General features: G+C 47.1%; 12 protein-coding genes and 1 rRNA gene. 12 read left to right on the top strand and 1 reads right to left on the bottom strand.

Annotated features, from left to right (window positions below):
- Positions 1-84 precede the first annotated feature (84 nt).
- The 11 genes from CCC17_RS10705 to ptsP all read left to right on the top strand — a co-directional run bounded on the left by CCC17_RS10705 (position 85) and on the right by ptsP (position 14,955).
- A 23S ribosomal RNA gene (locus tag CCC17_RS10705) occupies positions 85-2,974 on the top strand.
- A gap of 204 nt (positions 2,975-3,178) precedes the next feature.
- Positions 3,179-4,006, top strand: coding sequence for an HAD family hydrolase (locus tag CCC17_RS10700; protein WP_287083073.1), 828 nt, complete (start codon positions 3,179-3,181; stop codon positions 4,004-4,006).
- A gap of 41 nt (positions 4,007-4,047) precedes the next feature.
- Positions 4,048-5,358 (top strand): amidohydrolase, encoded by a 1,311-nt coding sequence (locus CCC17_RS10695; protein ID WP_287083071.1) that lies wholly within the window; start codon positions 4,048-4,050, stop codon positions 5,356-5,358.
- A 220-nt stretch (positions 5,359-5,578) separates the two neighbouring features.
- Positions 5,579-6,841: an ABC transporter ATP-binding protein gene (locus tag CCC17_RS10690; RefSeq protein ID WP_287083070.1), complete on the top strand. Its 1,263-nt coding sequence runs from the start codon at positions 5,579-5,581 to the stop codon at positions 6,839-6,841.
- Positions 6,834-7,688 carry an ABC transporter permease gene (locus CCC17_RS10685; RefSeq protein ID WP_015525679.1) on the top strand — a complete coding sequence of 285 codons (855 nt, stop codon included), beginning with the start codon at positions 6,834-6,836 and terminating at the stop codon, positions 7,686-7,688. Before CCC17_RS10690 ends, CCC17_RS10685 begins: the two co-directional genes overlap by 8 nt.
- Positions 7,685-8,479 carry an ABC transporter permease gene (locus tag CCC17_RS10680; protein WP_022426292.1) on the top strand — a complete coding sequence of 265 codons (795 nt, stop codon included), beginning with the start codon at positions 7,685-7,687 and terminating at the stop codon, positions 8,477-8,479. The genes CCC17_RS10685 and CCC17_RS10680 overlap by 4 nt, the downstream gene beginning before the upstream one ends.
- Positions 8,469-9,515: a spermidine/putrescine ABC transporter ATP-binding protein gene (gene potA, locus CCC17_RS10675; RefSeq protein WP_015525681.1), complete on the top strand. Its 1,047-nt coding sequence runs from the start codon at positions 8,469-8,471 to the stop codon at positions 9,513-9,515. Before CCC17_RS10680 ends, potA begins: the two co-directional genes overlap by 11 nt.
- On the top strand, positions 9,515-10,333 hold the full coding sequence (locus tag CCC17_RS10670) for an ABC transporter permease (RefSeq protein ID WP_118752474.1): 819 nt from the start codon (positions 9,515-9,517) through the stop codon (positions 10,331-10,333). Before potA ends, CCC17_RS10670 begins: the two co-directional genes overlap by 1 nt.
- Positions 10,334-10,345: 12 nt before the next feature.
- Positions 10,346-12,199 carry an extracellular solute-binding protein gene (locus tag CCC17_RS10665; protein WP_059086331.1) on the top strand — a complete coding sequence of 618 codons (1,854 nt, stop codon included), beginning with the start codon at positions 10,346-10,348 and terminating at the stop codon, positions 12,197-12,199.
- 33 nt (positions 12,200-12,232) lie between these two features.
- Positions 12,233-13,273, top strand: a complete 1,041-nt coding sequence (locus CCC17_RS10660; RefSeq protein ID WP_015525684.1) for a polyamine ABC transporter substrate-binding protein — start codon at positions 12,233-12,235, stop codon at positions 13,271-13,273.
- Between the two features lie 29 nt (positions 13,274-13,302).
- Positions 13,303-14,955 (top strand): phosphoenolpyruvate--protein phosphotransferase, encoded by a 1,653-nt coding sequence (ptsP, locus tag CCC17_RS10655; protein ID WP_022426290.1) that lies wholly within the window; start codon positions 13,303-13,305, stop codon positions 14,953-14,955.
- 156 nt (positions 14,956-15,111) lie between these two features.
- On the opposite strand, the gene CCC17_RS10650 is transcribed toward ptsP, so the two are convergent.
- Positions 15,112-15,990 (bottom strand): homocysteine S-methyltransferase family protein, encoded by an 879-nt coding sequence (locus CCC17_RS10650; protein WP_022426289.1) that lies wholly within the window; start codon positions 15,988-15,990, stop codon positions 15,112-15,114.
- A gap of 299 nt (positions 15,991-16,289) precedes the next feature.
- Between CCC17_RS10650 and CCC17_RS10645 the strand changes: the two genes are divergently transcribed.
- Positions 16,290-17,015: a polysaccharide biosynthesis tyrosine autokinase gene (locus tag CCC17_RS10645; protein ID WP_015525686.1), complete on the top strand. Its 726-nt coding sequence runs from the start codon at positions 16,290-16,292 to the stop codon at positions 17,013-17,015.
- Positions 17,016-17,037: the final 22 nt, after the last annotated feature.

Below are 17,037 nucleotides of genomic sequence, written 5' to 3'. Positions count from 1 at the left end.
AAACTTCGTGAGAAGGAAGCACTTACTGGTAGTAACACGAGAATCAAGAGACCGCATCACCTACGCTAGGGTGATGAAGCGAAAGGTCAAGCAATAAGGGCACAGGGCGGATGCCTTGGCACTAAGAGCCGATGAAAGACGTGATAAGCTGCGAAAAGCTTCGGGGAGGAGCAAATATCCCGTGATCCGGAGATTTCTGAATGGGGAAACCCGCATGAGCAGACCTCATGCATCCATACGCCAATCCATAACGTATGGAAGGGAACCCGGGGAACTGAAACATCTAAGTACCCGGAGGAAAAGAAAGAAACATCGATTCCGTAAGTAGCGGCGAGCGAACGCGGAGGAGCCTAAACCGGTGTGCGTGCATGCCGGGGTCATGGACTGCATTTAAGATTCAGCGAAGTTAACAGAACGGTTTTGGGAAAGCCGGCCGGAGAGGGTGAAAGCCCCGTACGTGAAAGCAGAGCTGACTGAGCAGGATCCGGAGTACCACGAGACACGAGGAACCTTGTGGGAAGTAAGGGGGACCACCCCCTAAGGCTAAATACTACTTAGTGACCGATAGCGTATAGTACTGTGAAGGAAAGGTGAAAAGGACCCCGGGAGGGGAGTGAAAGAGAACCTGAAACCCTGTGTCTACAAGCTGTGGAAGTACTTTATATGTACGACCGCGTACTTTTTGTAGAACGGTCCGGCGAGTTACGCTTACTGGCAAGGTTAAGCACTTCAGGTGTGGAGCCGTAGGGAAACCAAGTCTTAATAGGGCCAGAGTCAGTAGGAGTAGACCCGAAACCGGGTGATCTATCCATGTCCAGGTTGAAGCTGCCGTAAGAGGTAGTGGAGGACCGAACCCACATCCGTTGAAAAGGGTGGGGATGAGGTGTGGATAGGGGAGAAATTCCAATCGAACCCGGAGATAGCTGGTTCTCCTCGAAATAGCTTTAGGGCTAGCCTCGGTGTGAGTCTTGCGGAGGTAGAGCACTGAATTTCCTAGGGGGCGTCAAAGCCTACCGAAGAATATCAAACTCCGAATGCCGTGTAGATATCACCGGGAGTCAGACTGCACGAGATAAGTTGGGCGGTCAAAAGGGAAAGAGCCCAGACCTACAGTTAAGGTCCCAAAGTGCGCGTTAAGTGGAAAAGGATGTGGGATTTCGAAGACAACCAGGATGTTGGCTCAGAAGCAGCCATACATTCAAAGAGTGCGTAATAGCTCACTGGTCGAGAGGTCCTGCGCCGAAAATGTCCGGGGCTGAAACGCGCCACCGAAACTAAGGAATCTAGTAATAGATTGGTAGAGGAGCATTGCATGCGGGAAGAAGCAGTACCGAAAGGAGCTGTGGACTGCATGGAAGAGAGAATGCCGGAATGAGTAGCGAGATAGAGGTGGGAATCCTCTAGGCCGAATATCCAAGGTTTCCAGGGTAAAGCTGATCTGCCCTGGGTGAGTCGGGACCTAAGGTGAGGGCGAGAGCCGTAGCCGATGGACAACAGGTTGATATTCCTGTACTGCAGTATGACAGAACTGTGGGGACACGTAAGGAGAGCGGGAGCCGGGAATGGAAAGCCCGGTACAAGCGAGGTACCAGTATGGTAGGAAAATCCGCCATGCAATGGGAAGACGTGATGTGGAGCGAAGATTAGTAGCGAAGCCCGTGAGCCATGCGTCAAGAAAAGCCGCTATCGTTCATATTGTACCCGTACCGTAAACCGACACAGGTGGATGAGGAGAGAATCCTAAGGCCGGCGGAAGAAGTATTGCCAAGGAACTCGGCAAAATGGCCCCGTAACTTAGGGAGAAGGGGTGCCTGCGAGAGCAGGCCGCAGAGAATAGGCTCAAGCAACTGTTTAGCAAAAACACAGGTCTATGCGAAACCGAAAGGTGAGGTATATGGGCTGACGCCTGCCCGGTGCTGGAAGGTTAAGAGGAGAGGTTAGCAGCAATGCGAAGCTTTGAATTTAAGCCCCAGTAAACGGCGGCCGTAACTATAACGGTCCTAAGGTAGCGAAATTCCTTGTCGGGTAAGTTCCGACCCGCACGAAAGGCGTAATGATTTGAGCGCTGTCTCGGCAATACATCCGGTGAAATTGAAGTGCCAGTGAAGATGCTGGCTACCCGCGCCAGGACGGAAAGACCCCATGGAGCTTTACTCCAGTTTGGCACTGGGGTCCGGTGTTGCATGTACAGGATAGGTGGGAGGCTGAGAAACGGTAACGTCAGTTGCCGCGGAGCCGCTGTTGGGATACCACCCTTGTGATATTGGGCTTCTAACCAGCCGCCGTGAACCGGCGGTGGGACAATGCCAGGCGGGGAGTTTGACTGGGGCGGTCGCCTCCGAAAGGGTATCGGAGGCGCCCAAAGGTTCCCTCAGAATGGACGGAAACCATTCGAAGAGTGCAAAGGCAGAAGGGAGCTTGACTGCGACACCGACGGGTGGAGCAGGTACGAAAGTAGGGCTTAGTGATCCGGTGGTATTAAGTGGGAATGCCATCGCTCAACGGATAAAAGCTACCCTGGGGATAACAGGCTTATCACTCCCAAGAGTTCACATCGACGGAGTGGTTTGGCACCTCGATGTCGGCTCATCGCATCCTGGGGCTGTAGTAGGTCCCAAGGGTTGGGCTGTTCGCCCATTAAAGCGGTACGCGAGCTGGGTTCAGAACGTCGTGAGACAGTTCGGTCCCTATCCGGCGTGGGCGCAGGATATCTGAGAGGAGCTGTCCTTAGTACGAGAGGACCGGGATGGACGGACCGCTGGTGGACCGGTTGGCTTGCCAAAGCCATGGCCGGGTAGCCAAGTCCGGAAGGGATAAACGCTGAAGGCATCTAAGCGTGAAGCCCCCCTCAAGATGAGATATCCCATTCTTAGTGAAGTAAACCCCCTTGAAGACGACGAGGTAGATAGGGCAGAGGTGGAAGTGTGGTAACACATGGAGCTGACTGTTACTAATCGGGTGAGGGCTTGACCAAGAAACGCAGGTTAAGAATTGATTCAAAAAAGATTAACGATCATCAACAGAACATGTATGTAGTTTTGAATATACAATCGTAAAAAGTGGCTTAAACAGCCACTTTTTTTGTGCTATAATAAAGAAATATTTTATCATCAATTTCCCTGTCAACTGAAAAAAGTTTCCCTATCTACAGTCCATAGTAAAACGAAAGGATTTATTTATGAAAACACTATATGTATCAGATCTCGACGGAACTCTTTTACGAAAAAATGAAACTTTATCTTCATATACAATAAAAACAATCAATGCTTTAACTTCTTCAGGCATGTTATTTTCCTATGCAACAGCTCGTTCCTTAAATACGGCAAAAAAAGTAACAGAAGGCCTTAACACACACTTTCCTCTTATTATATACAATGGGGCATTTGTGAAAGATAATATAACAGAGGAAATTCTCATTGCCAATTATTTTGAAGAGGATATATATGAGGTATTGAGGGATCTTTTTGCACACGAAATATATCCGATCATATATTCATATCAGGATAATGTTGAAAAGTTTTCTTATATAGCGGCAAAGGCAACAAGTGGAATGCAGACATTTTTAAACAGCCGGAAGGGCGACAAACGCACGAATATTGTAACTACAGAATCTGAACTGATGTATGGAGATCTTTTTTATATTACCTGCATTGATAAGCCGGAGAAGCTTGAACCATTTTATCATAAATATAAAAATAAATATCATGTTGTTTATCAGAAGGACATCTACACAGGAGAGCAGTGGCTGGAGATCATGCCGCAAAAAGCATCCAAAGCGCAGGCGGCTTTGCAGTTAAAACAAAAATTGGCATGTGACAGGTTAGTTGTATTTGGTGATGGAAAAAACGATATTGATATGTTTGAAATTGCGGATGAAGCTTATGCAGTGGAAAATGCAGTGAATGAACTGAAAGTTGTGGCAACCGGGATCATCAGCTCCAATGAAAACGACGGAGTGGCGAAATATCTCCAGAAAATATCTATTTCCAAATCAACTGTTTTATGATATCATATAGCTTAACCTGCGGAAAATGGAGGTTATAAGACATGAATCATATTGAAGAAAAGATCATTCAGACTATAGATGAACACAGAGATGAGATCATAGCCTTTGCGAAGGATATCCAGAGCCATCCGGAGCCGGGATTTTATGAGGAGAGAACAGCCGCACATGTTGCGGCTTTTTTGCGTGGCCTGGGACTTCGTGTGCATGGAGGACTTGCACGCACAGGGGTTCGCGCTGAGTGGATGGAACAGGACGGACCGAACGTTACTATTATCGGAGAACTTGACGCCATCGGATGTAAGTCGCATCCGATGGCTGATCCCGCCAACGGGACAGCACATGCATGCGGACACCACGCACAGATTGCAGCCATGATCGGCGCAGCATTGGCACTGACCAATGAGGAGGTTCAAGCCTCTCTGTCTGGGTCCGTATCTTTTTTTGCCGTTCCGGCGGAAGAATACATTGATGCAGATAAACGTGCACGGCTTCGGAAAGAGGGAATCGGCTTCCCGGCATCCGGAAAAAGCGAGCTGATCCGTCTTGGAGAATTTGACCATTCTGATATTATTATGACAACACATGTGCACATGATGCAGGTGGAGGAAGACTTCTACCTGGGGAATGCGGCCTGCAATGGATTTTCCGCAGAACGAGTGACAGTAAGAGGAAAAGCCGCACATGCAGCCATTGATCCATGGGATGGTGTCAATGCATTAAGTATTACTTCCAGTGCCATCCAGATGATGGGACTGATGCGGGAAACGTTCCGGGAGGAAGACCATGTGCGTCTTCACAACGTGATCCGAAAAGCCGGGGATGTGATCAATGCAGTTCCGGACGAAGCGGTGATCGAAACAAAAGTCCGTGCAGCGTCTCTGGATGCGATCCGGGCAACACAGGAAAAAATGGACCGTGCCTATGACGGAGCTGCCTATGCATTCGGTGGTACGATCGAAAGAGAACCGCTTCAGGGATATATGCCGATCCTGCACAGAGGTGCGGATAAAGTGATGGAAGAATCCGTAAAGCTTCTGGATGCTTCATACCGATGTTCAAAGCCGGCAGATTTTAACAACGCCTGTACCGACGTAGGAGACCTGACCCATCTGTTTCCAGTGCTGAATTTTACATTTGGAGGATTTGCGGGAAAACTTCACGGAGCAGATTTTAAGATCATGGATGAAGAACTGGCATATATCAAACCGGCCAAGCTTCTGGCACTGACTACGTATCGTCTTCTTTGTGATCAGGCAAAAGAAGCAAAAAAAATCTGTCGGGAATTTAAACCTGTATTTAATAAAGAAACTTATTGTCAGTATATACGAGATAATTTTCATGAAAATGAGTAGTTAACCGAATCAGAGAAGTCCTATGAGGGTACAATAAGCAATCTTGAATCAGGAAATCCCATGGGGTACAATAAGCAATCTTGAATCAGGAAAGTCCCACGTGGGGTATAATAAGCAATCTTGGATCAGGAGAATCCCCTGCGAGAGTACAATAAGCAATCTTATATCAGGAAAGTCCCATGCAGGGTGCGGATATCATAGCAAACAGAAGGAGAACTAAATGTCCGAAATTTCATTAGAACTGAAAAACATAAAAAAGAGCTTCCAGGAAGGTGAGGACGTCCTGGAAAGCATCTGTCTTACAGCAAAAAAAGGAGAATTTGTCACTCTGCTGGGGTCTTCCGGCTGTGGAAAAACCACCACACTGCGGATCATTGCAGGCCTGGAACAGCCAGATTCCGGCCAGGTTTTTCTAGATGGAAAGGATGTGACATCCTTGGAACCGAATCAGCGCAATGTGAACACAGTGTTCCAGAATTATGCACTTTTTCCCCATATGAATGTAGCAGATAACATTGGATATGGGCTGAAATTGAAAAAAACATCGAAAGCGGAGATCAGCAGAAGAGTCAAAGAAATGCTGGATCTTGTCCAGCTTCCGGGCTTTGAGAGGCGTAAGCCGTCAGAGCTTTCCGGCGGTCAGCGCCAGCGTGTGGCCATAGCCAGAGCACTTGTGAACAATCCGGAGGTACTTCTTCTGGACGAACCCCTTGGTGCACTGGATCTGCAGCTGAGGCGTGCCATGCAGCACGAACTGAAGCGCCTGCAGAAGAAGCTGGGGATCACCTTTATCTATATCACTCACGATCAGGAAGAAGCCATCAACATGTCTGATACGATCGCTGTGATGAACCACGGACGCTTTGAGCAGATCGGGACGCCGGATGAGATCTATAATCATCCGAAGACCAGCTATGTGGCAACCTTTGTTGGAAATGCCAATATCCTGACCGGTATTGTGGAAAGCATTGCGGAAGAGGAGATTGACGGTACTTCCGCTCAGATCACCGTAAGAACTGATGCCGGAAAAGTAAAAGTATCAATGGACACCGCAGCTACATCTGACAGAGGATATTTCCCACAAAAAGGAGAAAAGGTTACCATCGCAGTAAGAAGCGAAAATATCCGGTTTGAAGAAAATAAAAAAAATGCACAACAAAGCACGCCAAATTGCACATCAGAAAACACACAAAAGAGTGTACAGGAGCCCGCAGAAAAAAACGCAGATGACAGCTGCGATGGCTTAACCGCCGAAGTCATTGAAAAAACCTTCGCCGGCGGCCAGCTCCGTGTTGTTTTGAAAACTTCGGAAGGTCAGGAAATCGTGGCAAGCCGTTACGGCATTGATACAAATGTCAGTGTAGGAGAAAAGGTGCGCTGCTGTTTTCTTCCTACAGATGCAGTGCTGGTAGATCGGGAAGAAAGATCAGAAGAAGTATTGCCGGATCAGTCAGGTCCCTGTGCAGGAGGTACCCATGCGTAAGCACAGAGCAGGCTCCGTATGGATGATCCTGCCGCTGTATCTTTTTACACTGATCTTCGTTGCTCTGCCTCTTCTGTATGTAGTTGCACTGAGCTTTTCCACAGCAGACGGCGGCTACGGCGTGAACTGGAAATTTACTCTGGATAATTACAAGCAGATCCTGGAGCCTGTATACCTGCAGACCTTTACGGGATCCTTCCGCCTTGCGCTCACCAGCACTTTGATCATCTGTCTGGTGGGCTACCCCTTCGGATACTTTATGGCAAAGCTTTCCGAGGGCAAAAAGAAGCTGGCCATGCTTTTCCTGATGCTGCCTTTCTGGGTGAATTCCCTGATCCGTCTTTATGGCTGGATCATCATTCTCCAGAAAAAGGGCCTTCTGAATTATCTGCTGATGAAGCTTGGCATCATCCAGGAGCCCTTAAAAATCCTGTACAGCTATCCTGCGATCGTGATCGGTATGATCTATGTATTGCTGCCGTTTATGGCACTGTCCGTATATTCCAGTGCGGAAAAGCTGGACTGGTCCCTTGTGGAAGCTGCCAGAGACCTTGGAGCCAGCAGATGGAAGGCCTTCTGGAGCGTCACCTTTAAGCTGACTTTGCCGGGACTTCTTTCCGGAGTGATACTTACCTTTATTCCATCTATGGGTCTGTTTTTTATTGCGGATATCCTGGGCGGAAACAAGATCGTACTTGTGGGAAGTCTGATCCAGGAGCAGATGACAAGAGGCAATAACTGGCCCTTTGCCGCAGCACTGGCTGTGGTACTGATGATACTGACAACTCTGATGATCGTATTATATCGGAAGCTTACCAATGTGAAGGAACTGGAGGGAATCGGATGAAAAAGAACTCAAAGCTTTCAGGACTGTACCTGGGAATCCTGTTTTTCCTTATGTATCTGCCCATTGGTGTGGTAGTGGTATTTTCGTTTAATGAAGCAAGACTTCCGGTGCGCTTTACCGGTTTTTCCCTGAAATGGTATCAGGAACTGTTTCAGGACAGGGATCTGATCCAGGCATTGAAAAACAGTTTGATCCTGGCGGTGTCCAGCTGTGGGGTATCTGCAGTGATCGGAACGCTGGGGGCTGTAGGACTTTCCAGGATCCACTGGAAAACAAAAGGGGTGATGGAGTATATTTCCATTCTGCCTCTGATGATCCCGGAGATCATTCTGGGAATGGTACTGATGGCATTTTTCTATATGCTGAACCTGCCATTTGGAATGCTGACACTTCTGATCGGACACACGGTTTTCTGCGTGCCCTATATTTTGATGGAGGTAAAAGCAAGGCTTGTGGGAATGGATCCGTCCCTGGAAGAGGCAGCCAGAGATCTTGGTGCCGGTTCCTTTCGGGCCTTCTGGGACATTACCCTGCCGCTGATCATGCCGGCTGTTATATCCGGCTCTCTGCTGGCCTTTGCCATGTCCATGGACGATGTGGTGATCAGTATTTTTGTAACCGGGCCACGTGTATCCACGCTGCCGATAAAAGTTTACACACAGATGAAAACAGGCGTTACGCCGGAGATCAATGCACTTTGTACCATAATGCTGGGAGTGATCCTTCTGGTACTGGCAGTATATCTGATCGCAGGAAAACGCGGGAAGGGGAATATAAAAGATGAGCAATAAACTGATCGAGTTAAAAAATCTCACAAAAAACTTTGATGACCAGCAGGTGCTCCGGGGCATTAATCTGGACATTCACGAAAACGAATTCCTTACGCTTCTGGGACCCAGCGGCTGTGGAAAGACAACAACCTTAAGGATCATCGCCGGCTTTGAGGAGCCAAGCGGCGGAGAGGTACTGTTTAACGGAATTGAGATCTCCAAGCTGCCTCCATATAAAAGAGAGATCAACACGGTATTCCAGAAATATGCATTGTTTCCGCATCTCAATGTTATGGACAATATCGGTTTCGGCCTGAATCTGAAAAAGGTAGATAAATCTGTTATTGAGCAGAAGGTAAAAAGAATGCTGAAAATGGTAGGGCTGGAAGGCTTCGAAAAAAGAGATGTTACACTTCTTTCCGGTGGACAGCAGCAGCGAGTTGCCATTGCCAGAGCTCTTGTCAATGAGCCGAAGGTTCTTCTGCTGGATGAGCCACTCGGCGCACTGGATGCCAAGATCCGTAAGCAGATGCAGATCGAGCTGAAAAAGATCCAGAGAGAGGTAGGGATCACCTTTATCTATGTTACTCATGACCAGGAGGAGGCACTTTCCATGTCTGATACGGTAGTAGTCATGAACAACGGTGAGATCCAGCAGATTGGCAGCCCGACAGATATCTATAATGAGCCGGAGAACCGTTTTGTTGCCGGTTTTATCGGAGAGTCCAATATTATAGAAGGAACAATGATCAGGGATTTCCTTGTGGAGTTTGATGGCTTTCGTTTTGAATGTGTAGATAAGGGATTTGAGGACAACGAAGCCATTGAGGTTGTTCTCCGCCCGGAGGATCTGGATATTGTGGAACCGGATCAGGCCAAGATCAGAGGAACTGTACGGAACATTACGTTCAAGGGCGTGCATTATGAGATCCTGGTCGAGACGGAGCTTCGCACATACATGGTGCACACTACCGATTATGCAGAAGTGGGACGTGAAGTGGGACTGAAGTTTGGTCCTGAGGATATCCATGTTATGTGCAGAATGGGAGGATACTAATGAAACAGTTCAAGCATCTGATCAAGCCGTATATCATCTGGGCTTCGATCCTGATCGTGGTACCATTGATCCTGATCGTGCTTTATGCATTTACCTCAGATGGAAATGAAGTTCTGACCCTGCATTTTACATGGGCGAATTTTGCAAAATTTCTGGAAGCTACATATTTAAGTGTTATCCTGAAATCCTTCCGCCTGGGTATCCTGACCACACTGATCTGCCTGGTCTGCGGATATCCGCTGGCATACATTATCTCCAAATATTCCGAAAAGGTGCAGAGCTTTCTGATCCTTATGGTCACCATTCCTATGTGGATCAACATGCTTCTCCGTACCTATGCATGGATGAACATTCTTTCTGACAATGGTCTGGTGAACAACCTTCTGAAAATGCTGGGAATCTCACAGATCACCATGATGTATACAGATTTTTCCGTTATCGTGGGCCTTGTTTGTAACTTTATGCCCTTTATGATCATTCCAATCCATACATCCTTAAGTAAAATGGACAAGTCACTGATCGAAGCGGCCAACGACCTTGGTGCCAATCCCTTCCAGACCTTCTGGAGGATCACCTGGAAGCTTTCCATGCCAGGTGTGGTCAATGGTATCATGATGGTATTTCTTCTGTCCATATCAACCTTCGTTATTCCGAAGCTTCTCGGCGGCGGCCAGTACATGCTGATCGGTAATCTCATCGAGTCACAGTTTATTTCTGTAGGTGACTGGAACTTCGGAAGTGCCATCTCTCTGATCCTGGCAGTGATCATCCTGATCTTTATGAGCCTGATGAAGAAGATGGATACTCAGGACGATTAAAGGAGGCAGGAGATGAAAAGAAAAAATACCATATTTTCAAAATTATATGTAGTGCTGTGTCTGGCATTTTTCTACCTGCCGATCCTTGTGACCATGATCTTTTCCTTTAACTCATCCAAGTCCCTGACCAGATTTACAGGATTTTCCCTGCGCTGGTACGGAGAGCTGATAAACAACATGGAGATCAGTAAGGCAGTTTATGTTTCGGTCACAGTGGCAATTCTGGCAACTGTTATTTCCACAGTGCTGGGAACCATCACAGCCATCGGACTTTCAAAATCCAGAAAGGTGCTGAAGGAGATGGTCCTTACCATCAATAACTTTCCAATTCTGAATCCGGAGATCGTAACCGCGATTGGTCTGATGCTGCTGTTTTCTTCGCTGGGAATGACGAAAGGCTATTTGACCATGCTGCTGGCACATATCGCATTCTGTACGCCCTATGTGATCACCAGTGTATATCCGAAGGTACGAAGCCTGGATCCGAACCTTGCCAATGCAGCCATGGATCTTGGTGCAACGCCATATCAGGCACTTACCAAGGTTATCGTGCCCATGATCAAAGAAGGGATTTTTGCGGGAGCGCTCCTGGCCTTTACCATGTCCTTTGACGATTTCGTAATTTCCTACTTTGTTTCCGGAAACGGAGTAAAAAATATATCCATTGTTGTATATAATATGACAAAGCGCATCAATCCCACCATCAACGCCCTTTCTACTATTGTGATCGTGGTCATTGTACTGGTGCTTCTTTTTGCAAATCTGATCATGCCGAAGCTTCAGGCCTCCACCGTGAAAAAAATGGATCCGAAAAAAAGAAGGATCGTTGCGGTTATCACAGCTGCTGCGGTTGTTCTGGTATTGGGAAAGTGGACGCTCGTAAGCCAGGGAAACCACGTGCTTCGTGTATATAATGCCGGAGAATATATGGACCTGAGTCTTCTGGACAAATTTGAGAAGCAGTATAACTGTACTGTTGTATATGAAACCTTTGAGTCCAATGAGATGATGTACACCAAGCTGGCCAGTGGTGAAACCTACGATGTTCTGGTTCCGTCAGATTATATGATCGAAAGACTGATCAAGGAGGAATATCTTCAGGCCCTTGACTGGAAAAAGATTCCAAACAGCAAAAATCTTCTTCCCGAGGTACAGAATAAGGACTATGATCCGGGAAATCGTTATTCCTGTCCGTATTTCTGGGGAACTGTAGGAATCCTTTATAATAAGAATGTAGTCTCTCAGGAGGATCTTGACAAAGAGGGCTGGAATATTCTCTGCGATGAAAAATATAAGGGAGATCTTTATATGTATGATTCCGAAAGGGATTCCTTTATGATCGCCCTGAAAGCGCTGGGGTATTCCATGAACACAAAAAATCTTGATGAGATCCAGCAGGCTTATGAGTGGCTGATCCGGCAGAGAGATACCATGGATCCAATCTATGCAGGTGATGATGTGATCGACAACATGATCTCAGGAAACAAGGCAATGGCGGTTGTTTATTCCGGAGATGCTTCCTATATCATCAGCGAAAATCCGGAGCTTGGATATTATACTCCGCAGCAGGGAACCAATACCTGGTATGATGCCATGGTTATCACCAAGGACTGTAATGAAGTAGATCTGGCTCATGAGTTCATCAATTTTATGCTGGATGATGAAAATGCTCTTTCCAATACCGAAGAAGTAGGATATACTTCTACTGTAAAGAGTGCATTCGAGGAGATGAAGAACGGAACTTATGAGGGAATTTCTTCCTATATTCCGCAGATCGACAATCCAAAGAATGAGATCTTCGGATACCAGAAGCCAAAGATCAAGCAGAAATTCGCAGAGCTTTGGACAAAGGTAAAAGCAAAATAACAAGACGTCAGAGAGAGACATGAAGGAGGTTCTATGAAATCAAAAAAAGCAGCAGCGATCATGTTATGTGCGGTACTTGGAACATCTATGATAACAGGTGTCAGTGTCAGTGCAAAGGATAAGGATGAACTGGTACTTTATACATGGGACGGAATGTTTCCGCAGGAAGTGCTGGATGATTTTGAAAAAGAAACAGGGACCAAGGTGGTATATTCCAATTTTGATACCGATGAGACCATGCTTGAGAAGCTTTCCCAGGCAAAGGGCGGCGATTACGATGTGGTAATTGCAGATGATTACATTATCGACAGCGCGGTAAAAGAGGGACTTGTCCAGAAGATCGACAAGGATACCGTTTCCAATTTTAAGAACATCAACCCCCTTTATCAGGGACAGTTTTATGATCCGGATGACGAATATACAGTACCTTACGGAGCAGGAATCCCACTGATCGTTTATGATCCGGAGCAGGTAGATATCGACATTAAAGGATACAAGGATCTCTGGGATAAGTCTCTGGAGGACAGCATTGCCATCGTAGGTAATTACCGCGTGATCTGTGGCATCACACAGCTTTCCATGGGAGAGAGCATGAACGAAGAAGATGTAGCCGTGATCGACAAGACAGGTGAGAAGCTGAAAGAGCTGGCACCGAACATTCGTATGATCCAGGATGACAATACACAGAATGCCCTTCTCAACGGAGAGGCAAGTGTGGCATTTCTTTATACATCACAGGTAACACAGGCGCTGAAGGATAATCCGGATCTTAAGGTGGTTTATCCGGAGGAAGGTCTTGGATTTGGTATTATGGGAATGTTTGTGCCAAGTGAAGCACCGAATGCGAAGGCTGCCAATGAATTTATCAATTATATCCTGGAGCCGGAAGTATCTGCACAGTGCATCAACTATATCGGATACTACAATACAAACAAGGCAGCAGATGATCTGGTAGACGAGAGCCTGGTTGTTCCGGACAGCGTGACAAAGGGTGAGATCGTACAGAATGTAAGCCAGGAAGCAGAGCAGGAATACAATAAGATCTGGACAGAGTTTAAAGCTGCCTGCGATTAAGCAGACGGACCAGTAAGGGGGTTTTTCAGGTGGAGATATACAAAGGCACATCCGCTTTTTCCGGAATAGCCATTGGAAAAATACTGTATTACCACAGAGGCGAATATCAGATCCGTCAGTCCATGGTAGACAATGTAAAAAAGGAGCTGGATCGTCTGGATAATGCAAGAACAGCGGTAAAGAACCAGATCCAGCATATGTATAAAAACGGAGCACCCCTCCCCAAAGAGCAGGAGCTGACCTTGAAACGTCAGCTGAAGCTCTTAAGTGGCGGAAGCTTCCAGCGGGCCGTGGAAAGCATGATCACGACAGAAAAGGTCAGTGCAGCTTACGCAGTCCAGACAACCAGGGATGAGCTTGCAAATGTGTTCCGCAAGCTGGAGGACGAGGCTGTCAAAGAACAGATCGAAAATATCAGGGAGATTTCCGAGCTGCTGATCGGCGCCATGGGTGGCTCCCATGCACGGATCAATCTGGGAGATGAGCCGGTGATCCTTGCAGCAGAGCAGCTTTCCCCCAATGAACTTCTGGAGATGAACAAAGCCAGTCTTCTGGCGGTAGTCATGCATCAGGGGTCTGTTATTTCCCATGTATCGATCATGGCAAAATCCATGGAAGTCCCCACCCTGGTCGAGGTGGAGATACAGAAAGAATGGGATGGCCATATGGCTATTGTAGATGGGTATACAGGAACACTGTATATCGATCCGGAGCCGGAGCTTCTTAAGGAATATGAGATCCGTCATGCAGCAGATAAGGAAGAGCGGGAAGAACTTTTGAGACTTCGGAACCAGAAGGATATCACAGCCGATGGCAAGGAGATCAAGCTTCTGGCAAACATCGGAAATCTGGATGATCTGAATACGGTTCTTTATTACGGAGCAGCAGGTATCGGCCTTCTTCGAAGTGAATTCCAGTATCTCGGAAGAGAGAATTATCCAAGAGAGAATGAGCTGTTCCGTGCCTATAAAAAAGTAGCCGAGGATATGGATGAACGTCCGGCAGTGATCCGTACCGTGGACCTGGGGGCAGACCGTCAGGCAGAATATATGGCAATTCCTGATGAGGTCAATCCTATGATGGGAAACCGCGGCATCCGCCTCTGCCTTGATCGCAAAAAAATGTTCAAAGCGCAGCTTCGGGCTATTTACCGTGCAAGTGCCTATGGAAATATCAACCTGATGTATCCGATGATCACGTCCGAGGATGAACTGGATGAGATCGAGAAGCTGATCCGTGAGGTAAAAAAGGGCCTGGATGAGAAGAACATTCCTTACAAAAACATCCGTACCGGAATTATGATCGAGACACCGGCAGCGGTCATGATCAGTGAAGAACTTGGAAAACGTGTGGATTTTCTGAGCCTAGGAACCAATGACCTGACCCAGTATACCCTGGCTATGGACCGGCAGAATCTTCTTTTGAAGGATAAATACAATGATCATCATCCGGCGCTTGTAAAGATGATCCGCATGGTAACAGAGGCAGGACATAAGTCAGGATGTGAAGTTTACATATGCGGAGAGCTGGCAGCAGATTCCAATCTTACAGAAGCTTTTATCCAGATGGGAGTGGACGGCCTTTCCGTTGTTCCTGCCTGTGTACTTCCAGTGCGAAAAGCGATCCGCAGCTCCTATGCGGATGAGGCAAACCGGCCGGAAGAAGCAGTAAAAGAGAAATAATATCCGGAAAAATAAAAATCCTGAGAATTTCTATGTTGATATCTGTTGATATCTCACATAGGATCCTCAGGAATTTTTTGACGGAATCTTTCACTCACGGCTTATTGCTGTTCTAAATTGAAGCAGTGCGTGGAAGCATATCTGTTCCGGTTAAAGTTATCGAAGTCCAAGCACCTGGGCGGTTTCCGAAATAAACTCCGGTGTGGTACCACAGCATCCGCCGATCACGGAAGCACCGTTGTCCACCAGCACCTTCATATAACCTGCAAAATCCGCAGGGGTCATGCTGTAAACTGCATTTCCAAGATCATCGATCTGGGGCATTCCCGCATTGGGTTTGGCAATGACCGGAATGGAAACGTTCTCCTTGATATTGCGGATAACCGATACCAGCTGATCCGGGCCAACCGAGCAGTTGATGCCGACAGCGTCTGCACCTGCAGCTTCCAGGGACATGGCAGCCTCTATGGCATTTCCGCCGCTGAAGATACTTCCGTCTGCTTCTACGGTCACGGTACAGATGATAGGAAGCTCGCAGACACTCTGGCAGGCGTCTACAGCAGCCAGTGTCTCCTCGATATTGATCATGGTTTCCGCTACGATCAGGTCCACACCTGCATCACGGAGATAGCCGATCTGTTCCTGATAGACTTCGAAGGCTTTTTCGTAAGTCATGTCACCGGCCGGTGCCATCATCTTGCCTGTGGTGGTGATATCACCTGCTACGAAAACACCCTCCGGTGCGATCTCCTTTGAATAGCCGGCCAGGGTATGATTGATCTGTTCAATCTGATCCTCAAGTCCGTGCATAGTGAGGTTAATGCGGTTTCCTCCGAAGGTAGGCGCATAGATGATATGGCTTCCCGCCTCGATGTATGCCTTCTGCAGAGACTGGATCACATCCTTGTGCTCAAGCACCCAGCTCTCTGTGCAGACACCACGCGGCATGCCGGCCTTCATCAGGTTGGAGCCGGTAGCACCATCCAGCAGCAGGACATGATCTTCGGTCAGTTTCTGAAATTCCTGTTTTGTCATATGTTTATATCCTCCTTATGGCAGCCAATCACGGTTGGCAAAAAATAGGGCTCCTCCTGTAACCGCTGCACTCATTGCCGTGGGTTTATTTTAACACAGGGAATAAAAATAATCTATCCTGTTTCTGGGACGGGAAATAAAAAATAATAAAAATTAGGCAAATTGTACATATTTAACGACTTTTCTGTCGAATAAAGAACTTGCGTATTAGAAAATAGGATTGTATAATAACCTATAGACATGCCCAAAGGGCAAGACTGTCATCAGATAGAACATAAAGGTAAAGGTGAAAAGGAATTATGATTAAAGTTAAACTGAGCAACTGGAAGTCTGATCACCAGATGGATGAGGCTTATAAAGCTCTGCGAACAAATATCCAGTTCTGCGGAGCAGATAAGAAAGTGATCGCACTTACCAGCTGTACTCCTAATGAGGGAAAGAGCAGTGTGGCATTTAATCTTGCTGCCTCTCTTGCTGAGAGCGGCAAATCAGTGCTTCTGATCGATGCCGATCTGCGTAAATCCGTTTTGATGGGACGTGTGACAGTAGACCAGGAGGTAATGGGACTTGCTCATTATCTTTCCAAGCAGGCCAAGCTTTCTGACGTGATCTGTGCCACTACACTTCCGAAGTTCCATATTATCTTCTCCGGTATCGTACCTCCGAACCCGGCAGAGCTTCTCGGAAACAGACTCTTCAAGGATATGATCCGCGTGGTAAGAGATGTTTATGATTACGTTATTGTAGATACACCGCCGCTTGGACTGATCATCGACAGTGCTATCATAGCAGATTCCTGCGACGGATCTGTAATCGTCGTTGAATCCGGTACCATCAGCTACCGTTTTGTACAGGAAGTAAGAGATCAGCTTGCCAAGAGCAACTGCCCGATCCTGGGAACCATCCTGAACAAGGTGGACTACAGCAAGGCCGGCAATTACGGTCACTATGGCAAGTATGGTAAATACGGCAAGTACGGTAAGTATGGTTCCTACGGAGATTATGGTGAGAGCAGCAGTAAATAAAAAAACATTGACAACAGAAATG

Origin of the sequence: Blautia sp. LMAG:36 (genome assembly GCF_008680535.1) — a bacterium.
Classification (GTDB): Bacteria; Bacillota; Clostridia; order Lachnospirales; family Lachnospiraceae; genus Blautia_A; species Blautia_A fusiformis.
Note: the sequence above shows the minus strand (reverse complement) of the source record. Positions and strands in the feature narration are given on the sequence as shown.

Excerpts from the sequence above, each read along its gene's own strand:
- CCC17_RS10680 (WP_022426292.1), top strand. The coding sequence starts at position 7,685 with ATGAAAAAGAACTCAAAGCTTTCAGGACTGTACCTGGGAATCCTGTTT.
- CCC17_RS10700 (WP_287083073.1), top strand. The coding sequence starts at position 3,179 with ATGAAAACACTATATGTATCAGATCTCGACGGAACTCTTTTACGAAAA.
- CCC17_RS10690 (WP_287083070.1), top strand. The coding sequence starts at position 5,579 with ATGTCCGAAATTTCATTAGAACTGAAAAACATAAAAAAGAGCTTCCAG.
- CCC17_RS10665 (WP_059086331.1), top strand. The coding sequence starts at position 10,346 with ATGAAAAGAAAAAATACCATATTTTCAAAATTATATGTAGTGCTGTGT.
- CCC17_RS10645 (WP_015525686.1), top strand. The coding sequence starts at position 16,290 with ATGATTAAAGTTAAACTGAGCAACTGGAAGTCTGATCACCAGATGGAT.
- potA (WP_015525681.1), top strand. The coding sequence starts at position 8,469 with ATGAGCAATAAACTGATCGAGTTAAAAAATCTCACAAAAAACTTTGAT.
- CCC17_RS10660 (WP_015525684.1), top strand. The coding sequence starts at position 12,233 with ATGAAATCAAAAAAAGCAGCAGCGATCATGTTATGTGCGGTACTTGGA.
- CCC17_RS10670 (WP_118752474.1), top strand. The coding sequence starts at position 9,515 with ATGAAACAGTTCAAGCATCTGATCAAGCCGTATATCATCTGGGCTTCG.
- CCC17_RS10650 (WP_022426289.1), bottom strand. The coding sequence starts at position 15,990 with ATGACAAAACAGGAATTTCAGAAACTGACCGAAGATCATGTCCTGCTG.
- CCC17_RS10685 (WP_015525679.1), top strand. The coding sequence starts at position 6,834 with ATGCGTAAGCACAGAGCAGGCTCCGTATGGATGATCCTGCCGCTGTAT.
- CCC17_RS10695 (WP_287083071.1), top strand. The coding sequence starts at position 4,048 with ATGAATCATATTGAAGAAAAGATCATTCAGACTATAGATGAACACAGA.